The sequence below is a fragment of the Dialister pneumosintes genome (genome assembly GCF_001717505.1).
GTDB lineage: Bacteria > Bacillota > Negativicutes > Veillonellales > Dialisteraceae > Allisonella > Allisonella pneumosinta.
Genome location: NZ_CP017037.1, coordinates 303,875 through 327,210, shown reverse-complemented (window position 1 = coordinate 327,210; position 23,336 = coordinate 303,875). Strand labels below are relative to the sequence as shown.

The window sequence follows — 23,336 nt, the reverse complement described above, 5'->3', positions numbered from 1 at the left end:
AAGCTACCATAATAGGTAGCTTTTTACACTCACAAAGTAATTTGTTCCTCTATCTTACTATATTTAGTTTCACCTATACCGGGAACTTTTTTTAAATCTTCTTTCTTAAAAAACAGTCCATGCTCTTTACGGTAATGACTAATTTTCTCTGCAGTTGATTTTCCAATACCTTTTAAAGTCATTAATTCTGCTTCGCCTGCATAATTAATATTTACTTTTCCGATTGCATTTATATTTACTTTTTGTGGATTAGTTTTTATGAGAATATATGGCGACTCTCCAACTAATGCAGTTAAATCTATATTCTCTACATCTGCATAAGGCAAGATATCTCCTGCAGCCTGAATTGCATCATAAATATGACTTTCTTTAGGCATTTCATATACTCCCGGATTTTTTACTGCTCCGGTAATATAAACAAGTACTCCGCCTTCTTTATAAAGAGTAGATGTATCATTTGAAATAATCTCTTCTATATCATCTACGTGATAAGCCAAGTGATAAGTATATAATCCTAACACAGATATAATGACTGCTATAATAATTACTAATCCAATAAATCTCCTATCAAAATTACCATCTGCAGTTTGCCAAATCATAAACTCCCCCTAATTCCTCATCTACAATTTTTTAAAATTTCCCATAAAGAAAGAGTTACAGCCCCTTTACTGTAACTCTTTCTTTATTTTATTCTTCATTCTGAGATGTTGTTGGCTGTGTATTGGAATCAATCAAACTTTGTCTATTTTTACGCAAACTATCAAGAATATTTTCTAAATTAGTTTCTACATACTTTAATACATCGGTAGCATAAGTAACAGAACTGGTTCTAAGTTCATCAGCTGCTTGATTAGCAGAAGTAGTAAGTTCATTAGCTCTTTCCTGTGCTTGTTTTACTAATTCGCTTTCTTCTGTAATTCTTGCAATATAATCTTTTGCTTGTGCAATGGTATCATCAGCCTTCTTTTCAGCATCTAAAAGAATTCTTTCTTTATCTGCCACAATACGTTTAGCACTTTCCAATTCATTCGGCAATGATTGGTTAATAGCATCTATAATACGTGATACGTCATCTTTATCTACCATTTTTTTGTTGGTAAAAGGTACATCTGATGCATTTAATACTGCATTTTCAAGCTCTTCTAATAATTTTCTGGTTTCCATCGCTTATACCTCGCTTTTATGAATCTTAATTTTCCCTTGAATCATTGTTTCAACATAAGACGGTACCATTTGTTTAATATCCCCACCAAAAAATGCAATCTCTTTAACAATACTTGAACTTAAATAAGAGTACTCACTCTCTGTTGTCAAAAATATTGTTTCAAGTTGTGGAGCTATCTTTCGCAACAATAACGCTCGTTGAAATTCAGATTCAAACTCAGCATAGAACCGAATGCCTCGAACAAGAAATTTACAATTTTTTTCTTGTGCATATTCATAGAGTAACTTATGAGAGCTATCGATTTCAACATTAGAAAGTGTTTCTGTTACTTTTTTTAACATATGTACACGTTCTCCCATCGTAAACATCGACTGCTTATTAGGGTTATCTAATACCGCTACAATCAAATGATCTACCAATTTTGAAGCCCGTTCAATAACATTTAAATGTCCATTGGTAATAGGATCAAAACTACCTGGATAAATCGCTAACTTCATAGGTTCTCCTATACATGACATCGTAAATAGGTGACTAGTGTCATACCCCGTTTTTTTTCTTTCCAAAGAGTACATTTATCAGAAATTGCTTCCAGATTAATTGGCTCTTTTGTAGTGTGTTCCACTATTAATATAGCCCCTTGACTTACCAATCGATATTTAAAAATGAATTCAATAATTTTATTTATAAAATCTCTTTCATAAGGTGGGTCTATAAATAAATAATCAAAAGCTTTTCCTTCTAAAGAAGTTAACGATTGAAACACATCTCCCGCAAGAATTTCCACCTGCGTTTCCATATGGCACTTTTTTGCATTTCTCTTTATGATAGCACTTGTATTTTTATCAATAAAAGTGGCTTTTGCTGCTCCACGACTTAGCGCTTCCAGTCCAAGAGCACCGGTACCTGCAAAAACATCAAGAACTCTGCTTTCTATTATACCTATATTTGCAAGTACATTAAAGATGCTTTCTCGAGTACTTCCTAATGTAGGACGTGTATTTTCACCTTTAGGCGTTTCAAGTACAGTACCTTTAGCCGTACCTGAAATAATTCGTAACATTATTCTATTCCCTCATTTACTACATCATAATCATACACTAATTTAATTATAACATAGCACACTAAATAGATTGATAGTCTCTATTCAAAAATTTCATGTAATCTCTTATCTGTTTCATTTTTTTTAGAACGTGTCATTAAACAATCTACTGCTTGACGAGGAGAATGTATTCCATGCATTAATCGGTAAATTTCAGAAGTAATAGGCATATCGATTCCTATTTTCTGTGCTATAGAATATACAATTTCCGTTGTTCTAAATCCTTCTACCACCATACTGGTTTCTGCTAATATTTGATTTTTAGTCATCCCATTCGCCAACTTAATACCTGCATTATAGTTGCGACTATGTGTACTTGTACAGGTAGCAATTAAATCGCCAATTCCGGATAATCCATAAAAAGTTTCAGATTTTGCTCCAAATGCAACTCCAAACCGTGTAATCTCATTAAGTCCACGTGTAATAAGTGCTGCACGAGAATTATCTCCCAACCCCAATCCATCTTGAACACCGGACGCAATAGCAATAATATTTTTTAATGCCCCACCATACTCAACACCTATAATATCAGTACTGCAATATACTCTAAAATTTGAAGACATATAAAGATCTTGTACGGCATGAGCCGCTCGTTCTTTTTTTGAAGCAACTACAGTAGCAGCAGGAAGTCCTTTGCCAACTTCTTCTGCATGATTAGGGCCTGATAAAACCACAATATTATCGGTAACACCTTTTAATTGTTTAGCTATAACATCTGATAAACAGCCACCATCAGGATAGGATAGTCCTTTTGAAGCACAAACTACAATAGCATCTTTTTTTAGGTAAATAGATAAATCTTTTATTGTGTCTTCCAAAGCTGATGAAGGTGTAGAAATAATAATGCACTCTTTATCTATCGTAGCTTCTTTTAGATTACTGGTAATATGTACATGCTCCGGAATAAAAATTCCCGGAAGATATTTTTTACTTTCTCTGTTTTTTTGTAATGCTAAAGCAGTTTCCTGATTTCTACAATATAAGGTGATATCTTTATTGTTATGTGCTAAATGAGCAATCATTGCAATACCCCAACCACCTGCGCCAATCATTGAAATCTTCATTTGCTACCTCTTCTCACGAGAAATTTTCTTTTCTTCTCCTCTTAGTAATCGTTTTATATTAGTATGATGCTTTCCTACAACAATAATTGCTGCAATCATACTAAATATAACATATTCGACCGGCATATTCGTAAATAAAAGTACTACAACTACTACGGGTGCCGCAATAATGGATGCTAACGATACAATTCTTGTTCCTATAAATACCAAAATCCATACTATAAAAGCTATAATGGTAGCACTCGGACAAATATAGGTAAATGCACCTACACCACATGCAACACCTTTTCCGCTTTTAAATTTCAAAAAAACAGACCAGTCATTACCAATAATAACGGCAGTCGCACATAATAAAGCGACAAGAGGCGACACATCACCTAACCATACAGCCAGATATCCTTTTGCACTATCACAAATAAAAACTATCAGTGCAGGAAATATTCCCAATTCTCTATACGCATTAGTAGCACCAATATTTCCACTTCCTCGCATACGTAAATCTATTCCATAAAAAATGCGTCCAATCAAATAACCACAAGGAATAGCTCCTATAAAATAAGCCAACACAATCCAGCAAAGAGCCATCATAGCTCTTCACCATCCTTTTTGCTACGAACAACTATACGAATAGGCGAACCTTCAAAACCGAAAGATTCTCTTAACCTATTTTCTATAAAGCGTACATAAGAGAAATGAATTAAGTTAGCATCATTAGTAAACAATACAAAAGTGGGCGGTTTTATTCCAACTTGAGTCATATAATAAATTTTTGCAATGCGACCTGCATGTGCCGGCGGTGGATTCACCATTTTCGCATCTTCTAAAAGATCATTTAAAACAGCTGTTGAAATACGCATACTTTGTTGTTCTGCTACAAAGAAAATATATTCTCCCAATTTATTAATTCTTTGTTTTGTTAACGCCGAACCATAAAGAATAGGCGTGTATTGTGCAAATACTAAAGAATCCCTAATTTCTTTATTAAAAGCATTAATGGTATTGGTATCTTTTTCAATAGTATCCCACTTATTAACCATTAAAATTAATCCTTTACCTGCTTCATGTACATATCCTGCAATTTTTTTATCTTGTTCTGTTACACCGGCTTCTGCATCAAGCACTAATACAGCTACATCACAATTATCAATAGCTTTAATGGAACGAATCACACTATATTTTTCTAAAGGTTCATTAATTTTTCCTTTTTTGCGCATACCGGCAGTATCCACTAAAATAAAACCTTTTCCTTTATAATGCCAAACAGAGTCAATAGCATCACGAGTAGTTCCCATTTCATCTGCAACTAAGGAACGTTGATATCCCAAAAGGGAATTAACAAGAGTTGATTTTCCTACATTAGGACGTCCAATAATAGCAGTACGAATAATATCTTCATTCTCTTCTAAAGTAGCATCAGGAAAGCCTGCCGTAACTTGATCTAATAAATCTCCAAATCCAAGTCGATTTACTGCAGATACACCAATAGGATCCCCTAACCCTAACGAATAAAATTCATAAACAGATAATTCTAATGTTTCCGTATCCACTTTATTAACAGCTAATACTACCGGTTTTCCTGTTCTACGAAGCATGTCCGCAATAATATTATCATCTTTAGTAATCCCCGTTCGTGCATCTACGACGAAAAGAATCACATCTGCCTCGTCCATAGCTAATTGAGCTTGTTCCCGAATTCCGTCAATAAGTTGATCTGCTTTATTCCTAAATTCAATGCCACCGGTGTCAATCATAGTAAATTCTTTATCAAGCCATTGTACATTACAATAAATTCGATCTCGTGTTACGCCCGGAATATCTTCTACGATAGATACGTGGCGTTGTGCAAGCCCGTTAAGCAGAGTTGATTTACCAACGTTTGGTCTCCCTACTATTGCAACAAAAGGTTTGCTCATATCTTGTATTTCCTTTCTGTTGATAGAGTAAAAAGAAAAATTCTTTTTAGGTAGAAATAGCCCTTATTCCCTAATTACCATTTATCACATCTAAAATTTCTGAATATAAAAAGACATGCGGCAGCCATCGCCATTACTGCACAATGACTCCCGCATTTTCTTTTCTATAAATATCCCCAGCAGGAGTTGCTATCTAGTTTAATAGAAAAGCATATCAACCTGCTGTCGAAACGCATAACATACTCATTACATTTCGACAGACAATGCAATTGAATACATAAAATTATTCAGCGTCTTCTGTCGTTTCCTGATTAATCGCTTCTGCCAAAGAGAAGCTGATTCTTCTGCGCTCTTCATCAATACCGATAATACGAACTTTAATTGCATCGCCTACATTGCAAACATCTCCCGGTTTCTTATTATGATCATTTGTCATTTCATTTACATGAAGTAAACCGGTCAAACCATCTGCCAATTCAACAATCGCACCAAAATCCAAAATCTTTACAACCTTCGCATCTACAACATCGTCAATTTTATGTCCATGAATAGAGGTTTCCCATGGATTTGGAATGCATTCTTTATGTGTAAAAGAAATTCTCTGCTTTTCAGCGTCATAGGATTTAATCTTCACATCAATAACTTCTCCAGGCTGAAGTACATCTTCCACCTTCGCAATCTTCTTCCAAGAAATATCAGAAATATGAAGTAACCCTTCTACGCCGTTAACACCGATGAAAGCTCCATATGGCATAATTTTCTTAACTGTTCCCTGCAGAGTGTCTCCGTTAGCATAAGCATCTTCAATAACCTTGAGTTCTTCATCACGTTGTACTTCAAGAACAGCCTTACGAGAAAGAACTAAACGATTCTTAACACGGTCAACTTCAAGAATCTTAGCCATGAATTTCTTTCCTACTAAATTAGAAAGAGAATGAACGAATCTCAAATCCCCCTGAGACAACGGAATAAAACCGCGGAGAGAATTAATTTGAATAAGAAGTCCAACCTTAATAGATTCGATACCTTCACATTCAACCGGTTCACCTTTTTCGAATGCTGCTTCTACATCATCCCATTCAGACAAACGATCTAATTTAATCTTAGAAATATAAATCGGATTGTCTTCTCTTACTCCATTAACAATGACTGCCTTAATTGGATCGCCAATTTTTAAAACGTCCTTAAGGGATTCCGGTTCCGGATAAGAATATTCATGAATCGGTAAAACAGCTTCCGTCTTATAACCAAAGGATACATACGCACGGTTATCAAATAATTCGATAACTTCACCGTTTATAACATCACCTTTCTTATAATCGAGATTCTGTTCCTCCATCTCCAGCATTTTTCCCATGTCTTCCATAATACAAACTACCTCCTCTATGATCCAGTCCGGTGTGGATGCACCGGCCGTGATGCCAACCTTATACTGGCTGTGAAACCATTCTTTGCGAATTTCTTTAGCCGTTTCGATATGATGTGTTCTAGCACCCGCTGCCCGACAGACCTCTGCCAATCGACCAGTATTTGCACTGTTGCGACCACCAATAACTATCATCACATTTACTTTTCCTGCCAACTCTTTAGCAGCCTTTTGTCTTTCTGATGTTGCTTGACAAATAGTTTTATGTACACCTAACGTCCCTACTTTTTTCTGTATAGATGCAATAAGTTCTTCTGCTAGAACCATAGAAAAAGTTGTCTGAATAACAATATGTGCTTCATCAAAAGAAGGCATCCTTTGTACATCTTCCATATTTTCGATAATAACCGGATGTTTACCTTCTACCCATGCTGCAATACTCTTTAATTCAGGATGGTTTTTTTCGCCTATGAGTATCAGCTGATGCCCCTCATGTGAAAGTTTTTTTGCTATATCTTGATTTCTTTTAACAAAAGGACATGTAGCATCAACCAGTGTCAGATTTTTGCACTTGATGTCATTATAACACGAAGGACCTACACCATGCGAGCGAATAATTACAATTTCTTTATTTTTTACTTCTTCTAAATTATTTACAGATCTAACGCCTCTATTCATCAATCGTTTTACTGCTTGTGGATTATGAATAAGTGGTCCTAATGTTACTACCGGTTGTCCCTCTTGGCTGGTATCATTTACAATTTTCATGGCACGTTTTACACCATAACAAAATCCTAATACTTTTGCCTTATATATTTCCATCTCCCCACCTCAGCCACTTAATTATTCATTGCAACTAGTAGTGCTAATTATTTCATGCATTATAATCTGTCATTAACTGTTCGATTGCTGATTTAACTTTTTCATTCAGTGCTTGAATCGATTCTTTAGTTGGTTTTTGTTTTTCTACATGAATGATTTTGCCAATTAAAACAGCCGGATGTTGTTTGGGATGTGGCATATTTAAAGAACCGACAACGGCAACCGGCAAAATATCGGTTCCTTCTATCATTGCTATAGAAGCCATTCCTGAGTGAAATCTTCCTAAACCTTCTCTTTTAATTCTTGTTCCTTCCGGAAAAATCCCAACCGGATATCCTTTTCGAAGTTCACGAACTGCACGCATTACCGCACTTCCATCGCCGGAACCTCTTTTTACAGGAAAAGTACCAAACATAGTAAGTATCCAAGCTGCAATAGGGTTTTTAAATAATTCCTCTTTTGCCATATAATGAACAACTCGATTAGAAAATGCTACACCGATAAGAGGTGGATCCCAATTGCTTTTATGATTAGGTGCTACAATCACAGCCCCTTTAACCGGAATATTTTCTCGCCCTTCTACATGTAAATGAAATATTTTGAAAAACACGATATTTAAAATCCATCGTGTAATTGTATATAGAAAATGCTTCATAAAACTCCCTTTGTTAATTAATTAATTAATTATTTATTTTTTACCATATGTAAAAGTAATTCAGCTGTTTCCTCTAAAGTTAAATCACTATTATCTATAATAACCGCATCTTCTGCCGGTCTAAGAGGAGACACCTCTCGATGACTATCTTTCCAATCTCTTTTTTCTATTTCCTTCTCCACCTCTTCTAAAGTGATATCGGAATAAATAGTTTTAAATTCCTTAAATCGTCTTTCTGCACGTTTATGGACAGAGGCTGTCAAAAATACTTTAAAATCCGCATTAGGCAAAACAACAGTACCTATATCTCGTCCATCCAAAACAATACCGCCTTTATCAGCAATGTTTCTTTGAATCGAAACCATAGCTTCACGGACAGTACTGATAGATGCAATTTCTGAAACTTTAGCAGACACCTCAGGAGTTCTTAAATGAGAGGTTATATCTGTTCCTTCAATCAATACATGCATGCCATCCGTTTCTGCTGTTACTTCCATAGATAAAGACTTCGCCATATCTGCAATTTCCAAAGGTGTTGTTATATCTCTCTTTATAGACTCATAAGTTACGGCTCTGTACATAGCTCCCGTATCTAAATAAGTGTAAGATAATTTGCCTGCTAATATTTTAGCAACACTGCTCTTTCCTGCACCTGCCGGTCCATCAATAGCAATTGACCATCTTTTCATTATGAGTCCATCCCTCCCAATATAGATAACGCAGCACTATACCCGGTAGAGAAAGCTGCTTGTAGATTATATCCCCCTGTAAAAGCATGAATATCTATTACTTCTCCTGCAAAATAGAGATTCTTACAAAGTTTAGACTCCATTGTTTTAGCATTAATTTCTTTAGTAGAAATACCGCCGGCAGTAACAATAGCTTCTTCTATAGGTCTTGTGCCGATGATAGTTATTGGCATATTTTTAAGAGTAGTAACCAACTTTTGTCGTTGTGCTTTTGTTAGCTCTGATACCGGATAATTGGGGGGAATTTGAGCCAAATCAAGAACTATATCAATCATTCTATGTGGTAATAAGTCTTGCATAGCTCCTGCTATCTGCTTTAAATGATACTTTTCTAAATCACGTAACACTCTCTTATCCAGTTTTTTTTCAGACAAAGCAGGCTTCATATCAAGCGAAGCAGACACTGATAATCCTAAAGAAAGCCATAATGATACTTTATCACTTAAAGATAGTACTATAGGTCCCGTGATTCCAAAATGGGTAAACATCATCTCGCCCATTTCTGTCGCCATTTTCTTACTTCCTCCGGAGACGGTTAATCGAATATTTTTTAATGACAATCCTTGTAATTTTTTGCACCAATCTTCTTTTGTAATAAAAGGAATAAGCACCGGTCTTATCGGTATAATTGTATGTCCGGCTTCTTTTGCTAACAAATAGCCATCACCGGTCGACCCGGTTCTTGGATACGATTTTCCTCCGGTACAAATAATAACGGCATCACAAGCATAATTTCCTCTATCGGTATTAACCCCCTTAACATTCCCATCGTAAATGTCTAAATGTCGAACCGGCTCTTCTAAATGTACATCCACTTTATATTCTTTTAACTTACGCATAAACAAATATCGTACATCTTGTGCACTTTCACTCGCAGGAAATACACGTCCACCTCTTTCCGTAACCGTTTCCAATCCCCATTCATGAAATATATGTAGTAAATCTTCGTTTGAAAATCTACTGTAAGAACTAAATAAAAACTTGCCATTTCCCGGTGTCATTTTTATAAACTCTGTAATAGGCTTAGCATTGGTAATATTACATCGACCTTTTCCTGTAATCCCCATCTTTAACCCGACACGATTCATCTTTTCGAATAAAGTAACTTTACAACCATGATGTGCTGCCATAACGGAAGCAAAAAGTCCGGCAACACCACCGCCAATCACAATAATATGTTTATTGATGCAACTCATATAGCTTCTTTACCTCCTCGGAAGTTAAACGACGAAACTCTCCTCTTGGTACACCTTTAAGAGTAAGAAAGCTATATTTAACACGTTCTAATTTAAATACGGGATAATGGAAGACTTCCATCATACGACGAATTTCTCTATTTTTCCCCTCATGTAATGTCATTTGGATATGTGTTCTATTTCTATCTGATTCATATGAGAGAACTTTTACCTTACAAGGAGCTGTTCTTGTTCCATCTTTAAGTTTAACACCTCGACTCATATTATCCGCCAGTGTTTGTGAAAACTTACCTCTTACAGTAACTTCATATACCTTTTCTACACCTTTACTGGGATGAGTCAATAAGTAATCCAAATTCCCATCATTAGTCATAAGAAGTAATCCTTCTGAATGATAATCCAATCGACCTACCGGGAAAATTCTTTCCCTTACGTTAGGAAAATATTGAATAACCGTTCTGCGTCCTGCAGGATCAGAGACACTGGTAATAACACAATCGGGTTTATTAAACAAAAAATAACGAGGTTTTTCTTGATGAATAAGTTCCCCTTTAACCTCAATCTTATCTCTTTTTAAATCCGCTTCGGTTCCTAATTCACGAACCACTTTTCCATTAACTTTCACTTGTCCCTCTTGAATCAATAATTCAGCTTTACGCCGTGAACAAATGCCTGCATGACTTATAATTTTTTGTAATCTTTCTTTCAAAATAGTAGTCCTTCCTTGGGCAGAGAATTCCATTTCTCCCTTAATTCATGCACATCAGATAATCCTGTACATTTTAAAAACAATTGTGTAGTTCCATATAAAATAGGACGTCCGGGAATATTCATTCGACCACGTTCTTCCACCAAACCTTTATGTAATAAAACAGATAAAACTCGCCCTACGGATACACCCCGAATACGTTCTATTTCAGATCTTGTAACAGGCTCTTTAGAAGCAACCACTGCTAAAGTTTCTAATGCAGCAGAGGAAATTTTATCGGTTTCACCTACCATCTCAGTAAGCCAAGCATCATATTCTTTTTTCGTAACAATAGCCCATCCGGCTCCTGTCTCGTGAAGAGTAATACCTGATACTGTATTATTATATTTAGATTGCAAAACTTCCAGTGCTTTACGAATATCCGACTCCTTCTCTTTAAATGTTTCTATCATTTCTTTTAAAAGAACAGGGTGTCCTTTAATAAACAAAAACGCTTCTAAAGCAGCTGCCATTCTATTTATATTTTTCATACAGTCTCCTTTATTACAAGTTCCGAATCATTATCTTCAATAATTACTTCCCCAATTCTCATTAATTCCAATAAAGCAACTAAAGAAACTGCTAATCGCAATCGCGTATATTGTTTTTTAAAAAAAGAATATACGCTTACACAATGAAATTCTCTTATCACTTGTCTCAAACTTTTTACAGCATCGTCCAAAGTAAATTCTTCTCTTATGTATACTTTTTCTTCTTTAATTTCCATCTCTTCCTGCAAAGCTAAAAATGCAGCATGTAATTTAGCAAGAGGAATTTGTCCATTAAACACCTTTGATTTTATTTCTAAAGGTTCTCTTGTTCTATAAGGCTTCTGCTCTTCTATCAAAGAGTCAATACGAGCCTTAATCTCTTTCATTACTTTAAATTCTTCTAAAGATCTTGCTAATTCTTCACGAGGGTCTTCACTTTCTCCATTCTCTTGCCGCCTTTTAGGTAGTAAAGTTTTTGATTTGATATACAACAAATTAGCTGCCATCTCAAAAAATTCACTTCCTAAAGGAAGATTAAATTCATCCGCATCATGTAAATAATCAAGATATTGCTCCGTAATTAAATGAATTGGAATATCGTGAATATCAATTCTATTTTTATTTACTAAATAAATTAATAGATCCATAGGGCCTTCGAAGACAGGAATAGAAATTTCATATTTTTCTTTTTCAAACATATTTCCTTTCCTCCTTATCTTCCAATTATTATATTCTCTACCATTTTATTATATAATACAAAATATTTCTGCAAAAATCGTTTATAAAAATATGCATACCTTTTTATGCTATCATACTGTTATTTTATTCTCAATTTTCAAAAATTTGACAATATATATACTAAATGAGATAATATGTAAGCTATTTCAATTCCGGAATAGTATATAATTTTATAGAAGAGGTGACTTACACAATGGCAACAAACAGAAATCCCCGTTTTAAGACCAGCAGACGATTTGGACTTAACATTTATGGCCATGCGAAAGCGTTAAAACGGCAACCGGCTGAAGCTCGTCAGAAGAAACAATCTGAATACGGCATGCAGCTCACAGAAAAACAAAAAGTGAAAGCGATGTACAATGTTCTTGAAAGACAGTTCTATCGCTATTATGATAAAGCAAGACGTATGAGCGGCGTCGTTGGTACCAACTTGCTTGTTCTCCTTGAAACAAGATTGGACAACTTAGTATACCGTGCAGGATTCGCTCGTTCTATCCGCCAAGCTCGTCAGATGGTTAATCATGGATTAATCAATGTAGATGGCAAAAAGGTGGATATTCCATCTTATCCGGTAAAACCGGGACAGGTTATTTCTTTACGCGAAAATCATCGTGCAAACGAAATGTTTAAGCAGTCTTTCCAGGAAATTAAATCTTTCGATCTTCCATATATTGAAAAGAGCTTTGATAACTGGTCTGTAACATTGACTCGTATGCCACTTCGTGAAGAATTACCATACAAGGACGAAGTAAACGAAACGTATATCGTCGAATTGTACTCCAAGTAGTACGAGTGTTTTTGTACTTTAAACTCAAAAGCACAAAATATTAGTAAGAATCTGAACAAAACACAAAAAACGATAAGATTGCAACGATTAATTTCTTGTATTTTATCGTTTTTTTTATTCAGTTTTTGACGGTTTTATTGACGATTTATAGAATCTTTACACTAAAAAAAGCACCTACTAATTATAGTAAGTGCTTTTCATGTTTTATTTTAAAATAAACCCAACTAAAAATAAACCAGCCACTCCGGCATATACACTCCGCTGTCTTTTGACTACCCTCGCTTTATGTTCAAGGGATTCTATTTGCATAGTCAACTGATTCAAAGATTCTTCTTGCTTTTTTAATGTCTTCTCTGCTTGAGTCAATGATATCTTGCTCTCCTTTAATAATGACTGCGTTCTGGTCAACTGTTCTTTTAACGTCTTCAGTTGTTTCTGTAATGTTTTCAGTTGTTTCTGTTGCTCGTTTGAGTTCGCTTTCTGCATATTCAAGTTTTCTTCCAGCTCGTTCAACTTCATCTCTAGCCTGTTTATTATATTCTTGACTTCGCTGTATTGATTGATAGGTATCAATATATTTTGTTCTGCCGTTACAGATGTATAAGCATATGATGGCAAACAACAAGATACCAGCACCAAGAATATAAAACTTATACAAACTAAACATATTTTTAATTTTTGTTTTAATATTATCCACATTTTTACCTCATTTCATCAATAAAACCACTCAAAATTTACAATTTCCTTAAAACCTTATCTAAAATGCGATTAAACGCATTTTAACTTTTTTGCGACAAATATAATCACGGTACATCATCAACACGTGTCAAAACGTCACAGTTTTTAGTGACTTTTTCTAAAAATAAATTAAAATAATATATTCGCATCAAATTCTTGTCCATCAATAATCTCCCTAAAAGAATATTGCCATATATTACATTTTCTTCTTGGTTCGGATACATAAGGTTCGGCAAGCCATAAACTACAACCACCTAACTGTTCATAATCAATGTAATTATCAAGCCAATCATTATTAGCATAAATCCCTGCCACATATCCATCTTTCCAAAAACGATTAACGGCGATTGAACACATATTAGTTATGGTTTGCCACGAGGGCATCCCGTGACGTTGTTTATAGCAATCAGCATCTTCCATGTCAAAATATACTCCTAACAATTTATCAGGAGTAAGTCCGCATTGCTTGAGCGTATTAACTACAAATTCTGCTTCTTGTTTTGCCCTTTCTTCGTTTAATGCATAAGAATAATGGTATGCTCCTATTTGCAGTCCACAACGTAACGCTTCATTTACATTACGATAAAAACATTCATCTAAATGTCCATTGCCATAGCCTACCCTAATAATTGCAAATTCAAACCCTGCATTTTTTACACTTTCAAAATCAACAACACCATTATTTTCTGACACATCTATTCCCTTCATAATTAATTCCTTTCTTAAAATACAAAAGCCTACTATAATAGTAGGCTTTCTTTTATTGCACTCGACTACGTCCTAACGCTCTTCTTGAGATGTTAACTCTTGATTTGTTTAACTCATCCAATATCTGTCTTTTCTGATCTGGTGTCATAGTTTTGTCATTAATAACTATCTTTTCTGCTTTATAAACACGTCCTAAAGCGTTCACCGCATTTTTATATTGAGTATATTTTCTTAAATCTAGTGATTCTGATTTTTCTCCTGTCAGTTTAAATGCATTATATAATTTCTCCTGTTCTTCATACGCACCTCTTATTATTTGCTCTGAATTGCTAGACTTATACGGAGTTGCTAAAAACCTTCGAATAACCGGATATTCGGAAAATTTCTTAGCCGGTCTTGTTTCAGATAAACCCATCACACCGTCAATAAGTTCATTAGTTAACTTTCCCATTCCCCCTGTATATTCATAAATAGCATTATCTATTTTTCTAGGGATTAAATTAGTAAGTTCTCCTACCTTTCTAGCAACATAACTGGTATTGTTTCCATACTGGTACTTAGCCGGCAGTTTTTCTTCAGATATTTGTAACTTGTCAAGTCACTTTTGTGTTATTTTTATATTTTTTTGTTGCTTTTGAAGTTCAAAGGATATATATTAAAGGATATATATTATATGTAGGGGTGTTTATAATGAATTTTAATAGAGGCGAACTTCTAAAAGATTTAAGAATTAAAAAAGGTTTTACCCTTGAAGAAGTCGGCGTTTATATAGGTGTTACAAAACAAACGCTATTTAAATACGAAAACAATATAATTACAAACATTCCTTCTGATAAAATAGAATCTTTATCAAGACTATACGGTGTTTCTCCATCCGTTATAATGGGGTGGGAATCTCCATCTACAAAGATAAAAAAACATGTAGTAGAAATAGAAGATATTCTTTCTTCTGCTACATATATGACATATGGCGGTAAAGAATTAAGCGATAAAGAAAAGAAACAAATTAGAAATATATTAAAAACAATTCTTGAGGAATAGTAATGAAACGTATGTATCCTTTAGTATTGGATATAGTAAGACAATATGAAACAAACAACCCGTATGAATTATGCAAATTTATGAACATATCCGTTGTTCATACAGATAGCATTGACTCATACGGATTATTAGTTAAAGTGTTAAATAAAAAGATTATATTAATACATTCGAATTTAGATAATAATCAACGTAGTGTTGTTCTTGCTCACGAATTAGGACACGTGATACTTCATAAAGGCGGTTATCATTTATTTGATATACATAAGCTATCTGTATCTAAGCAAGACAAAAAAGAGTATGAAGCTAATAAATTTGCCTTTTTATTGAGAGCTCATACGTGTCTAAGAAACAACCCTACTATGATAGATAGTATCAAGGGCGAGAAAACACTTACACTTAAAGATACATTAGAGTTGTTAAAAACATTTAGTAAAGAAAGCTGTTTTATGAGGCGGGCGTAATTTATGAATTTAATAACAATTCCAGCTTTAATAATTTTTGTAATTATGGGTGTTTTGTTTATACCGAATGAATTTAAACTACCCCCTAGCGAGAAATGCACGATAGGCAGTGGATATATATTACTTCACTGGGGGATATTTTTCTGTATTTTTATATACTTGTTGTTAGTTCACGATACTAAATCCCTTATGTTATATGTAATAGATTCATATTTAACATTAATTTATATTGCACAAAGAACACCCCACAAAGAATTTGTTAATCATGATAAAGCACTGTTGTTTAAAGAAAAGCAAGAGTTTGTTTTCGGTGTCATTGGAATATACTCATTTATAATGTTTATATTAGCAGTGGCTGTATAATATAGAGATTAATATTGTCAACATTCAACTATTAGTTGATAGTTCAATGTGTGCAATAAAAAATGTCTCGTCATGTGACAATACATGCGAGCTTTTAATTTAATAGGATTAGCAGTTGCAGTATTAGCTAAAATTATATAGTTATTAAGGAGATAAAAATGTCGTTTATAAAAAGATTGTTTTTAACTACTACATCGATTATTATGTCATGTTCATTTTTAGTTAATAGCTTAAATTCATTTATTGTTATTTTAGCTCCTTTAGCAATTATCGCTTGGACTTTGCTTTCCTATAGCTCAAGCACATTAATAGATGTAGTGGTATGCTCCGCGCATTTTGTAAAGTTTATGATAATTCCATTTATTTTAAGTTTACTATTTTCGGCTTTTGAATATTATTTATTAGCAAAAAACAAAAGGATAATTGTTTGTTTTTTGTTCACAATTGCACATATATTGTTTGCCAATCTATGCGTTTTTTATTGGTCAAAAATATTTGAGTTTTTATCTTTAAACATCCCTGTTAGTTTTACCTATGCTTGTATCGCTTCTGTTTTTTCTGTAACAGTTCCACTATTTTTTATATCTATGGTGATTCATTTGTTTTTCCCTCAAAGTTTGATTAATGTTTTTGTAGATTCTAATGTTACAGCTTTAATTGCTTCAATGTTTATATTTTTGATATCAGGAAACGAAAATTACGCAATAACATGCTTTTGGATAATTAATATTCTTTTATTAATTCCGCAATTTGTATCATTATATAACCCTGAAATAGAAAATTTATCTAACAATTTATAAAGGATATGCTTAACTATGAATTTCAAGCTAAATAAACTTACACTTTCTCTAATTTTAAATGCAATCTGTACTGTTGCAGTAATTGCTCTTTCGATAGTAGTTTCGAACCAACAATCAGAAATTAAAATACTTCAAAAGAACCAAATAATTACCACAGATATTTCTACTTATGATAGTCGTATATTAGATTGTGAAAATAGAATTTTAGACTTAGAAGATAACCTATCAAGTTCAAATGACCGTATAGATGATTTAATCCGTGCTTTCAATTCTTTAGTATCTGAATTAAACGGTTGGCAATTTATTTGATAACCGTAAAAATAATTAATAAACTTATATATTTTATTAATGCATTTGACTTTTTTGCAAAATTTCTGTATTATAAGCATAGATTGAGCCGTGGCGTATTGCACAAAGCGGACCAAGCCCTAATACAGAAATGTGTTAGGGCTTTTATCATGGAAAATAAAAAATCAATTCTTAAACCTACAACATTAACAGAACAATTAACTATTCTAAAAAAACGGAATATTATTGTTCCTCCTCAATACGAAACAGTACTTCTGCAATATGGATACTATAACTTAATAAATGGATATAAAGACCCATTTATAGATAAAGTTAAATCAAATAAATTAGGGCAAGATTATTATAAAGACGGTACATCATTACAACATATTGTTGAATTATATCGTTTTGATGCTCTATTAAGACAAAATCTTTTATATTGTATAGTTACAGTAGAAACTCAAATAAAATCACTTATTTCTCTTCATTTTTCTTTACGTTTTGGTTCATCACATTGGGAATATTTAACTCCTAACTCATTTACCAAATCTCCATCAAAACAATATCATGTCAATAAACTTATTAATACATTACAAACAAGTATATCTAAATTTCAAAACGAAAAGAAACATCCTGCTATATGTCATTTTATGAATACTTATAATCAAGTCCCCCTTTGGGTTTTAAACACCATTATGGAATTTGGTAAAATGAGTAACTTTTATGATGATTTACCGGATGACATGCAAAAAACTATTGCAAAAGAAATAAATCCTAATTTAACACCTAAAAAGTTAATATCTATTCTTTATTATTTAACATCCATAAGAAATAAGTGTGCTCATAATAACCGACTATATATCCACAAAATGGACCAACGCGCTTCAAGAGTATCTATGATACCCCAACTCTTAATTCATCAAGAACTAAATATTCCTTACAACGATAAGATAAACCAATATCAATATGGACAAGACGATATTTTAGCTGCTATCCTTTGCCTTTCTGTATTTTTTGACCAAACAAAAATGTTTGTAATTGATTATGAAGGAATAGAAACGTCATTACGAAATCTTAGCAAAAATATTCCTAATGATGCAGCTGTTTTTGTAAGAGAAATAACGGGACTTCATGAAAACATTTTAAAACAATTACACAAGAAATACGGTGAAACAGTTAAACAATAAAAAAATGGCTCGTATGTGACAATCACATGCGAGCTTTTTATTAAGGAGTATATATGGGATTACAAATTAACTTTACAATAAGAAAAAAAGACAACGGATACCAATTAATAGGGTCTTATAAAGTAGGTAGAAAATGGAAGCAAAAAAGCAAACAAGGTTTTGAAACAAAAGCTAAAGCTAAATCTTATCAACGAGAAATGATGGATAAAATAGAATCTACCATATCATTAACAGATGATATGGATTTACTTGATATGACATTTCTTGAGTTTGCTTTAAATGTGTTTTTAAAAGATAAAATATCCTCTTTATCTGAGACAACAATAATCTCTTATCAAAGATCTATTGAACGAGTTAAATTATTACACAACATTAAAGTAGTTGATTTGTCTTATCTCAATATAAAAAAAGCTATTGATGATGTAAGAAGTAGATTATCTATAGGAACTACTAATTTAGTTATTAGAATATTAAAATCAGTAATTAAGCATGCAATGAAATATAAACTACTAACCGAAGATTTAACAGTTCATATTTCACAATTCCCCGATAAACGAACAGAAAAGAAATTATCTCTTAATGATGATTTATATATTAAATTAGAATCTTCGCTTAATTATAAGACGGATATTGATGATATGTTTATATTAACTGCAATGAAAACGGGATTAAGAAAAAGTGAAATATTTGGAATTACATGGGAAGATATTAATTTTGACGAATCAACTATATCAGTTAATAAACAATATCATCTGCATAAGTTTGCTCCTGTAAAAAATAAATATGGAAATAGAATTATTCCTATTCCGTCAAAACTAAATAATTTATTTATATACTGGAAGAATATCAAACAAGATATACCTAATAACTCTAGGGTATTTATGAAAGCATCTAGCACCCCAAAATTAAATTCCAAAATAAAAAAACACGTTGGAGAAAAATATTCCCTCCATTCGTTAAGACACACTTATGCAACTAGGCTACTTGCTAACAATGTAGATATAAAAACAGTATCCGCTTTATTAGGAGACACTGTAGAAACTGTAATTAACAACTATATTCACTACACTGATGATATGCGAAAAAATGCATCAGTATTAATAGAAAAAATATTATAATTATTTTTGCCGTTTTTATTGACGAACCATCATCTAATTCAGTAACTATCGTATAAATCGATATATTAAATTGTACTACAAGTAATTGCAAAACAATATTACTTGCAAAAGCCAAGAATATCTATTCTTGGCTTTTTATTTTTATATAATGCTAATTGCAATAAAAAAGAGGAATTTCAGTAATTCCTCTTTTTATTTTATCCAATATGATTTCTAAGTTCAGATATAGCTGCATAAATAGTCGAAAAAGGACTATCACTATCTTGTTCCGGTACAAAACGTAAAAATTTGTCTCCTATTCGTAATTCACAACGAGATAATCTTTGAATCGGTCCATACTTTTTTCTATCCCAAGGATTGGTATTTACCCCGGAAGACTTAGTATTGGTAATAAATTGCTTTTGCGGTAATTGTAAAATAAAAGCTACTGATTTTGCAAAATTGTCTATAACCGTTTTATTAAGGGTACCTTTACACTTTTCTCCCGGTATTCTCCAATTTATACATTCCCATGTAAGTTCTTTACAATTTAAAATATATTCAAATTGTCCACCGTTTTCAATAGACTGCCCATCTGATATGTTAATAGTAATATAAGAATTTAAAATATCTTTTATTGCTTCCGTTTTACTTATAGGTGTAGTTTTATCACAATATGTATCTTTACCATGAGTTGCCTTTTTTACTAATTCATCAAAATTATATTGTGACATTACTATCATCTCCTGAAATTTTAACTATACTAATTACTCTATATCAGAACCTTTTCTCCAATAAGGGGTATCTATACCAATAACATCTCTTGATATAAAGTTAACATTTCCATATCTCTCAAAATGCTTAGTTGCAAGTTTGACATATTTAAATCCGATATGAAGCATTAGAATGTTGACATATACAATTACAATATTTCCTAAATCTTCAAATGCCCACATACGACTTAAATCATAGCCTGCAATACTACTTAAAATCCCAAACGCAGAAACAAAAATGCAAAGAATTCTAATTGCCGTTACAAATATAGGATTATCACTAATACGTCTTGCAGAAATTTCTGAAAATGTGACCATACCTATAACACAAGTATAAGCAAACATAGAGAAACAAAGTGATAATAAAAAGCTGATAACGGTTTCTAAAAAACCAGGTGTCATAGAACTGATAGACATTAAAAATCGAGAATATGTTTCTGCCGCTTCCCATCCTTGCGGATCTATCATATACCGATGTGCCATGATAATAATAAAAGCAGTCATCGTACAAATAATATGTGTATCTAAAAATACACCTACAGCACCAACAAGTCCCTGTTCACAAGGATGCTTAGCCCCTGCAACACCGGCAGCCATAGTAATCGTACCCTGCCCCGCTTCATTAGACATCAATCCACGTTTTACGCCCTGTACTAAAGTAATTCCTAAAGCCCCGCCAAACATAGCATCCGGTGTAAATGCTCCTTCAAATACCACATGAAAGAAATAAGGAACATTTTCATAATTGTACAAAATTAATGAAATAACTGTTAATATATATATGCTTGTCATAATAGGAACTACAATATCACACGCTTTTGTTACTCGCTTAATGCCACCAAAAGCCATTAATGCTACTAAAAAAATAACAACAGCTGCAATGTAATAATAAACATCTGATTGTACTGAAAAATCTGTACCGGTAATAATACGTGTTAAAGACGCAATCCCTGTAACAGTATTAAAGCTGTCTACCGGAATCCCACATAAGCTGTACATAATATATGCACTAGACGCAATAACACCGACCCAAGCCTTATTATTACAAAGAGTCTTGGCATAATAAGGAAGTCCTCCAATAAATTCATTACCACGGCGTTCCTTAAAAATTTGTGCCAAGGTACTTTCTACATAGGAGGTTGCCATTCCAAAAAATGCAGATACCCACATCCAAAATAAAGCACCGGGGCCTCCGACAGCAATAGCTCCTGTTACACCTAAAATATTTCCCGGTCCTATACGAATTCCGGAGCTTAAAAGAAAGGCGGTCAAAGGAGAAATTCCCGTATTACCTTCATATTTTCTTGCTAAAATTTTTACGCCTTTCTTAAACCAAGCAACTTGAATAAAACGTAATTTAAATGTGAAGTAAATACCGGACCCTACTAAAATAAATGTAGAAAAAGAAAATTCTCCTAAAACGGGAATGGAACTATACCATTCAAAATTAGTCGGAAATTCCCAAAAGAAATCAGAAACTGGACCAATGATCGAAACCACCAAATCGATAAAATAAAAAATACTGTCCATATATAGCCTCCACAATACATAATGATATAAATATCATCTTATTTTCACACATGAAATAAATATATCATGAAAATTCTTTTTTTCATAATATCTATTTCTTAACTATACTATTAAAGAGGTTTTATCATGTATAAACGTATATCTCATATTTTTATTATTATGCTTTTCTTTATTTTTGCAACCACTCCAATAATAGCTAATATGCCCCCAACAATATCTGCAGATTCGGCAATTCTCATGGAGGAAAAAACAGGAATGGTTCTCTATGAAAAAAATCCGGATAAACAAGAATATCCGGCAAGTATGACTAAAATAATGACTTTAATTCTTTCATTAAAAGATAATCATTTAAATCATATCATTCAAATCAGTCCTGAAGCAGCTCATGTAGAATCTACTATACTAAAAGAAGGAGAATGGATAACGGTAGAACAATTACTGTATTTAATGATGCTGGACTCCGACAATGGAGCAGCTATCGCTTTAGGCGAGTATATCAGTGGAGATATAGACACCTTCTCTTCTCTAATGAACCAAGAAGCTCTTCAACTGGGCGCTATGCATACAAATTTCAGTAACCCGAATGGAATGCCCAATAATAATCATTATTCTACGGCTAGAGATATAGCAATTATTGCCAGACAAGGTCTTTCCATACCACATTTTAAACAAATTGTAAGTACGAAAAATAAAAGAATACATTTTATACATCCGCAAATTTATTATGATATAGAAAATACTAATCAACTTTTATTTTCTTACACAGGTGCTATAGGCATAAAAACAGGATGGACTAATGCAGCAAAAGGATGTTTAGCCGCAGCTGCTACACGTAAAGGATATACATTAATTGTTGTAGTCATGCACTCAGATACCGGACAAAGCCGTTTTAATGAAGCTGCCGCTCTACTTGATTACGGTTTTTCTTTAAGAGAATAACTAAGTTTATAATAGTTGGTTGTAATATTTCATAAAATAAATACGTCCCGTTCCAATATAAAGAACGGGACGTGTTTATTTATATATAGTAAATTCAACTTAGTTTTTTCTTCATCCATATATGTGGGCAATGCTCATCAAAAAAAGCTTCTCCATAAGCTTTATAACCTAATGATTCATAAAAAGGAGTTGTCGTTATTTGTGCTGCTAAACATAATACACTTTCGCCTTTATCTACAACTACTTGTTCAGCTTCTTTAAGTAATTCTGTTCCGTAATGATTGCCTCTAGCATTTTTTAACACCGCTACACGTCCAATAAGATACGCTTGCATCTCTGCATCCCAAAATACACGACAAGTACCTACCGGCTTTCCCTCTTTGTATAAAACAATATGGATAGCTCGATTATCTATATCATCAAATTCATTTTTAAACCCCTGCTCTTCCATAAATACTTTTATTCTAATCATTTTCGATTCTTCGGGAAGATTTATAAACGTTTTAAACGTGTATCATATATAACCTCTCTATATCTCTTATTATATAAATAAGATTTTTTGTTAACAATTCTTATAGATAAAAACAATCATCGTATAATACGATGATTGTTTCAATT

Annotated in this window: 29 protein-coding genes; 9 read left to right on the top strand and 20 right to left on the bottom strand. The window is 33.1% G+C overall.

Going from position 1 to position 23,336, the window contains the following annotated elements; all coding sequences use genetic code 11:
* Window positions 1-29: 29 nt before the first annotated feature.
* From BCB69_RS01685 to BCB69_RS01620, 14 genes are all read right to left on the bottom strand, one after another.
* A complete protein-coding gene (locus tag BCB69_RS01685; protein ID WP_022514095.1) occupies window positions 30-599 on the bottom strand; it encodes a ComEA family DNA-binding protein in 570 nt (189 codons plus the stop codon).
* Window positions 600-687: 88 nt separating this feature from the next.
* Window positions 688-1,164: a hypothetical protein gene (locus BCB69_RS01680; protein ID WP_022514094.1), complete on the bottom strand. Its 477-nt coding sequence runs from the start codon at window positions 1,162-1,164 to the stop codon at window positions 688-690.
* A gap of 3 nt (window positions 1,165-1,167) precedes the next feature.
* Complete coding sequence (coaD, locus tag BCB69_RS01675; RefSeq protein WP_069176833.1) at window positions 1,168-1,662, bottom strand: pantetheine-phosphate adenylyltransferase; 495 nt, start codon at window positions 1,660-1,662, stop codon at window positions 1,168-1,170.
* An 8-nt stretch (window positions 1,663-1,670) separates the two neighbouring features.
* Window positions 1,671-2,225 carry a 16S rRNA (guanine(966)-N(2))-methyltransferase RsmD gene (rsmD, locus tag BCB69_RS01670; protein WP_069176832.1) on the bottom strand — a complete coding sequence of 185 codons (555 nt, stop codon included), beginning with the start codon at window positions 2,223-2,225 and terminating at the stop codon, window positions 1,671-1,673.
* Between the two features lie 80 nt (window positions 2,226-2,305).
* Window positions 2,306-3,328 (bottom strand): NAD(P)H-dependent glycerol-3-phosphate dehydrogenase, encoded by a 1,023-nt coding sequence (locus tag BCB69_RS01665; RefSeq protein WP_069176831.1) that lies wholly within the window; start codon window positions 3,326-3,328, stop codon window positions 2,306-2,308.
* A gap of 3 nt (window positions 3,329-3,331) precedes the next feature.
* Entirely contained in the window at window positions 3,332-3,916 is a 585-nt protein-coding gene (plsY, locus tag BCB69_RS01660; RefSeq protein WP_069176830.1) for a glycerol-3-phosphate 1-O-acyltransferase PlsY, read from the bottom strand.
* Window positions 3,913-5,241 (bottom strand): ribosome biogenesis GTPase Der, encoded by a 1,329-nt coding sequence (der, locus tag BCB69_RS01655; protein ID WP_022514088.1) that lies wholly within the window; start codon window positions 5,239-5,241, stop codon window positions 3,913-3,915. The genes plsY and der overlap by 4 nt, the downstream gene beginning before the upstream one ends.
* 283 nt (window positions 5,242-5,524) lie before the next feature.
* Window positions 5,525-7,429: a bifunctional 4-hydroxy-3-methylbut-2-enyl diphosphate reductase/30S ribosomal protein S1 gene (locus tag BCB69_RS01650; protein ID WP_069176829.1), complete on the bottom strand. Its 1,905-nt coding sequence runs from the start codon at window positions 7,427-7,429 to the stop codon at window positions 5,525-5,527.
* Between the two features lie 52 nt (window positions 7,430-7,481).
* Window positions 7,482-8,084: a lysophospholipid acyltransferase family protein gene (locus tag BCB69_RS01645; RefSeq protein WP_069176828.1), complete on the bottom strand. Its 603-nt coding sequence runs from the start codon at window positions 8,082-8,084 to the stop codon at window positions 7,482-7,484.
* A 29-nt stretch (window positions 8,085-8,113) separates the two neighbouring features.
* Window positions 8,114-8,773 carry a (d)CMP kinase gene (gene cmk / locus BCB69_RS01640; RefSeq protein WP_069176827.1) on the bottom strand — a complete coding sequence of 220 codons (660 nt, stop codon included), beginning with the start codon at window positions 8,771-8,773 and terminating at the stop codon, window positions 8,114-8,116.
* Window positions 8,773-10,029 (bottom strand): BaiN/RdsA family NAD(P)/FAD-dependent oxidoreductase, encoded by a 1,257-nt coding sequence (locus tag BCB69_RS01635; protein WP_069176826.1) that lies wholly within the window; start codon window positions 10,027-10,029, stop codon window positions 8,773-8,775. The genes cmk and BCB69_RS01635 overlap by 1 nt, the downstream gene beginning before the upstream one ends.
* Complete coding sequence (locus BCB69_RS01630; protein ID WP_236887194.1) at window positions 10,013-10,771, bottom strand: pseudouridine synthase; 759 nt, start codon at window positions 10,769-10,771, stop codon at window positions 10,013-10,015. The genes BCB69_RS01635 and BCB69_RS01630 overlap by 17 nt, the downstream gene beginning before the upstream one ends.
* A complete protein-coding gene (gene scpB, locus BCB69_RS01625; protein ID WP_069176824.1) occupies window positions 10,735-11,268 on the bottom strand; it encodes an SMC-Scp complex subunit ScpB in 534 nt (177 codons plus the stop codon). The genes BCB69_RS01630 and scpB overlap by 37 nt, the downstream gene beginning before the upstream one ends.
* The gene (locus BCB69_RS01620) at window positions 11,265-11,966 is read right to left on the bottom strand and encodes a segregation and condensation protein A (protein ID WP_022514081.1); all 702 of its coding nucleotides are present in this window, start codon (window positions 11,964-11,966) and stop codon (window positions 11,265-11,267) included. Before BCB69_RS01620 ends, scpB begins: the two co-directional genes overlap by 4 nt.
* 233 nt (window positions 11,967-12,199) lie before the next feature.
* On the opposite strand from BCB69_RS01620, the gene rpsD reads away from it, so the two are divergent.
* Window positions 12,200-12,793 (top strand): 30S ribosomal protein S4, encoded by a 594-nt coding sequence (gene rpsD / locus BCB69_RS01615; protein WP_022514080.1) that lies wholly within the window; start codon window positions 12,200-12,202, stop codon window positions 12,791-12,793.
* 289 nt (window positions 12,794-13,082) lie between these two features.
* Here the strand turns inward: rpsD and BCB69_RS01610 are convergent, their stop codons facing one another.
* The 3 genes from BCB69_RS01610 to BCB69_RS01600 all read right to left on the bottom strand — a co-directional run bounded on the left by BCB69_RS01610 (window position 13,083) and on the right by BCB69_RS01600 (window position 14,807).
* The gene (locus BCB69_RS01610) at window positions 13,083-13,490 is read right to left on the bottom strand and encodes a hypothetical protein (protein ID WP_069176823.1); all 408 of its coding nucleotides are present in this window, start codon (window positions 13,488-13,490) and stop codon (window positions 13,083-13,085) included.
* A 170-nt stretch (window positions 13,491-13,660) separates the two neighbouring features.
* Window positions 13,661-14,239 carry a GH25 family lysozyme gene (locus BCB69_RS01605; protein ID WP_069176822.1) on the bottom strand — a complete coding sequence of 193 codons (579 nt, stop codon included), beginning with the start codon at window positions 14,237-14,239 and terminating at the stop codon, window positions 13,661-13,663.
* A 52-nt stretch (window positions 14,240-14,291) separates the two neighbouring features.
* Entirely contained in the window at window positions 14,292-14,807 is a 516-nt protein-coding gene (locus tag BCB69_RS01600) for an LPD38 domain-containing protein (protein WP_236887207.1), read from the bottom strand.
* 122 nt (window positions 14,808-14,929) lie between these two features.
* Here BCB69_RS01600 and BCB69_RS01595 point away from each other — a divergent pair, with 122 nt between their 5' ends.
* From BCB69_RS01595 to BCB69_RS01565, 7 genes are all read left to right on the top strand, one after another.
* The gene (locus tag BCB69_RS01595) at window positions 14,930-15,280 is read left to right on the top strand and encodes a helix-turn-helix domain-containing protein (RefSeq protein ID WP_069176820.1); all 351 of its coding nucleotides are present in this window, start codon (window positions 14,930-14,932) and stop codon (window positions 15,278-15,280) included.
* Between the two features lie 2 nt (window positions 15,281-15,282).
* Window positions 15,283-15,741, top strand: a complete 459-nt coding sequence (locus BCB69_RS01590) for an ImmA/IrrE family metallo-endopeptidase (protein ID WP_069176819.1) — start codon at window positions 15,283-15,285, stop codon at window positions 15,739-15,741.
* 3 nt (window positions 15,742-15,744) lie between these two features.
* Complete coding sequence (locus tag BCB69_RS01585) at window positions 15,745-16,104, top strand: hypothetical protein (protein ID WP_069176818.1); 360 nt, start codon at window positions 15,745-15,747, stop codon at window positions 16,102-16,104.
* Between the two features lie 158 nt (window positions 16,105-16,262).
* On the top strand, window positions 16,263-16,904 hold the full coding sequence (locus tag BCB69_RS01580) for a hypothetical protein (RefSeq protein ID WP_069176817.1): 642 nt from the start codon (window positions 16,263-16,265) through the stop codon (window positions 16,902-16,904).
* Between the two features lie 15 nt (window positions 16,905-16,919).
* Entirely contained in the window at window positions 16,920-17,213 is a 294-nt protein-coding gene (locus tag BCB69_RS01575) for a hypothetical protein (RefSeq protein ID WP_069176816.1), read from the top strand.
* A 149-nt stretch (window positions 17,214-17,362) separates the two neighbouring features.
* Window positions 17,363-18,379: an Abi family protein gene (locus BCB69_RS01570; protein WP_159049961.1), complete on the top strand. Its 1,017-nt coding sequence runs from the start codon at window positions 17,363-17,365 to the stop codon at window positions 18,377-18,379.
* 53 nt (window positions 18,380-18,432) lie between these two features.
* Window positions 18,433-19,497 carry a site-specific integrase gene (locus BCB69_RS01565; RefSeq protein WP_069176814.1) on the top strand — a complete coding sequence of 355 codons (1,065 nt, stop codon included), beginning with the start codon at window positions 18,433-18,435 and terminating at the stop codon, window positions 19,495-19,497.
* A gap of 197 nt (window positions 19,498-19,694) precedes the next feature.
* Here the strand turns inward: BCB69_RS01565 and BCB69_RS01560 are convergent, their stop codons facing one another.
* On the bottom strand, window positions 19,695-20,210 hold the full coding sequence (locus BCB69_RS01560) for a hypothetical protein (RefSeq protein WP_069176813.1): 516 nt from the start codon (window positions 20,208-20,210) through the stop codon (window positions 19,695-19,697).
* A gap of 33 nt (window positions 20,211-20,243) precedes the next feature.
* Entirely contained in the window at window positions 20,244-21,779 is a 1,536-nt protein-coding gene (locus BCB69_RS01555; protein ID WP_069176812.1) for an alanine/glycine:cation symporter family protein, read from the bottom strand.
* 126 nt (window positions 21,780-21,905) lie between these two features.
* Here BCB69_RS01555 and BCB69_RS01550 point away from each other — a divergent pair, with 126 nt between their 5' ends.
* Window positions 21,906-22,718 carry a D-alanyl-D-alanine carboxypeptidase family protein gene (locus tag BCB69_RS01550; protein WP_069176811.1) on the top strand — a complete coding sequence of 271 codons (813 nt, stop codon included), beginning with the start codon at window positions 21,906-21,908 and terminating at the stop codon, window positions 22,716-22,718.
* Between the two features lie 94 nt (window positions 22,719-22,812).
* Here BCB69_RS01550 and BCB69_RS01545 read toward each other — a convergent pair whose 3' ends face one another.
* Window positions 22,813-23,190 (bottom strand): GNAT family N-acetyltransferase, encoded by a 378-nt coding sequence (locus BCB69_RS01545; protein ID WP_069176810.1) that lies wholly within the window; start codon window positions 23,188-23,190, stop codon window positions 22,813-22,815.
* Between the last annotated feature and the right edge of the window lie 146 nt (window positions 23,191-23,336).

What these genes read in the sequence shown, in the direction of transcription:
- BCB69_RS01685 (WP_022514095.1), bottom strand. Translation starts at nt 599, where the DNA reads ATGATTTGGCAAACTGCAGATGGTAATTTTGATAGGAGATTTATTGGA.
- BCB69_RS01680 (WP_022514094.1), bottom strand. Translation starts at nt 1,164, where the DNA reads ATGGAAACCAGAAAATTATTAGAAGAGCTTGAAAATGCAGTATTAAAT.
- coaD (WP_069176833.1), bottom strand. Translation starts at nt 1,662, where the DNA reads ATGAAGTTAGCGATTTATCCAGGTAGTTTTGATCCTATTACCAATGGA.
- rsmD (WP_069176832.1), bottom strand. Translation starts at nt 2,225, where the DNA reads ATGTTACGAATTATTTCAGGTACGGCTAAAGGTACTGTACTTGAAACG.
- BCB69_RS01665 (WP_069176831.1), bottom strand. Translation starts at nt 3,328, where the DNA reads ATGAAGATTTCAATGATTGGCGCAGGTGGTTGGGGTATTGCAATGATT.
- plsY (WP_069176830.1), bottom strand. Translation starts at nt 3,916, where the DNA reads ATGATGGCTCTTTGCTGGATTGTGTTGGCTTATTTTATAGGAGCTATT.
- der (WP_022514088.1), bottom strand. Translation starts at nt 5,241, where the DNA reads ATGAGCAAACCTTTTGTTGCAATAGTAGGGAGACCAAACGTTGGTAAA.
- BCB69_RS01650 (WP_069176829.1), bottom strand. Translation starts at nt 7,429, where the DNA reads ATGGAAATATATAAGGCAAAAGTATTAGGATTTTGTTATGGTGTAAAA.
- BCB69_RS01645 (WP_069176828.1), bottom strand. Translation starts at nt 8,084, where the DNA reads ATGAAGCATTTTCTATATACAATTACACGATGGATTTTAAATATCGTG.
- cmk (WP_069176827.1), bottom strand. Translation starts at nt 8,773, where the DNA reads ATGAAAAGATGGTCAATTGCTATTGATGGACCGGCAGGTGCAGGAAAG.
- BCB69_RS01635 (WP_069176826.1), bottom strand. Translation starts at nt 10,029, where the DNA reads ATGAGTTGCATCAATAAACATATTATTGTGATTGGCGGTGGTGTTGCC.
- BCB69_RS01630 (WP_236887194.1), bottom strand. Translation starts at nt 10,771, where the DNA reads ATGGAATTCTCTGCCCAAGGAAGGACTACTATTTTGAAAGAAAGATTA.
- scpB (WP_069176824.1), bottom strand. Translation starts at nt 11,268, where the DNA reads ATGAAAAATATAAATAGAATGGCAGCTGCTTTAGAAGCGTTTTTGTTT.
- BCB69_RS01620 (WP_022514081.1), bottom strand. Translation starts at nt 11,966, where the DNA reads ATGTTTGAAAAAGAAAAATATGAAATTTCTATTCCTGTCTTCGAAGGC.
- rpsD (WP_022514080.1), top strand. Translation starts at nt 12,200, where the DNA reads ATGGCAACAAACAGAAATCCCCGTTTTAAGACCAGCAGACGATTTGGA.
- BCB69_RS01605 (WP_069176822.1), bottom strand. Translation starts at nt 14,239, where the DNA reads ATGAAGGGAATAGATGTGTCAGAAAATAATGGTGTTGTTGATTTTGAA.
- BCB69_RS01595 (WP_069176820.1), top strand. Translation starts at nt 14,930, where the DNA reads ATGAATTTTAATAGAGGCGAACTTCTAAAAGATTTAAGAATTAAAAAA.
- BCB69_RS01590 (WP_069176819.1), top strand. Translation starts at nt 15,283, where the DNA reads ATGAAACGTATGTATCCTTTAGTATTGGATATAGTAAGACAATATGAA.
- BCB69_RS01585 (WP_069176818.1), top strand. Translation starts at nt 15,745, where the DNA reads ATGAATTTAATAACAATTCCAGCTTTAATAATTTTTGTAATTATGGGT.
- BCB69_RS01580 (WP_069176817.1), top strand. Translation starts at nt 16,263, where the DNA reads ATGTCGTTTATAAAAAGATTGTTTTTAACTACTACATCGATTATTATG.
- BCB69_RS01575 (WP_069176816.1), top strand. Translation starts at nt 16,920, where the DNA reads ATGAATTTCAAGCTAAATAAACTTACACTTTCTCTAATTTTAAATGCA.
- BCB69_RS01570 (WP_159049961.1), top strand. Translation starts at nt 17,363, where the DNA reads ATGGAAAATAAAAAATCAATTCTTAAACCTACAACATTAACAGAACAA.
- BCB69_RS01565 (WP_069176814.1), top strand. Translation starts at nt 18,433, where the DNA reads ATGGGATTACAAATTAACTTTACAATAAGAAAAAAAGACAACGGATAC.
- BCB69_RS01560 (WP_069176813.1), bottom strand. Translation starts at nt 20,210, where the DNA reads ATGTCACAATATAATTTTGATGAATTAGTAAAAAAGGCAACTCATGGT.
- BCB69_RS01555 (WP_069176812.1), bottom strand. Translation starts at nt 21,779, where the DNA reads ATGGACAGTATTTTTTATTTTATCGATTTGGTGGTTTCGATCATTGGT.
- BCB69_RS01550 (WP_069176811.1), top strand. Translation starts at nt 21,906, where the DNA reads ATGTATAAACGTATATCTCATATTTTTATTATTATGCTTTTCTTTATT.
- BCB69_RS01545 (WP_069176810.1), bottom strand. Translation starts at nt 23,190, where the DNA reads ATGATTAGAATAAAAGTATTTATGGAAGAGCAGGGGTTTAAAAATGAA.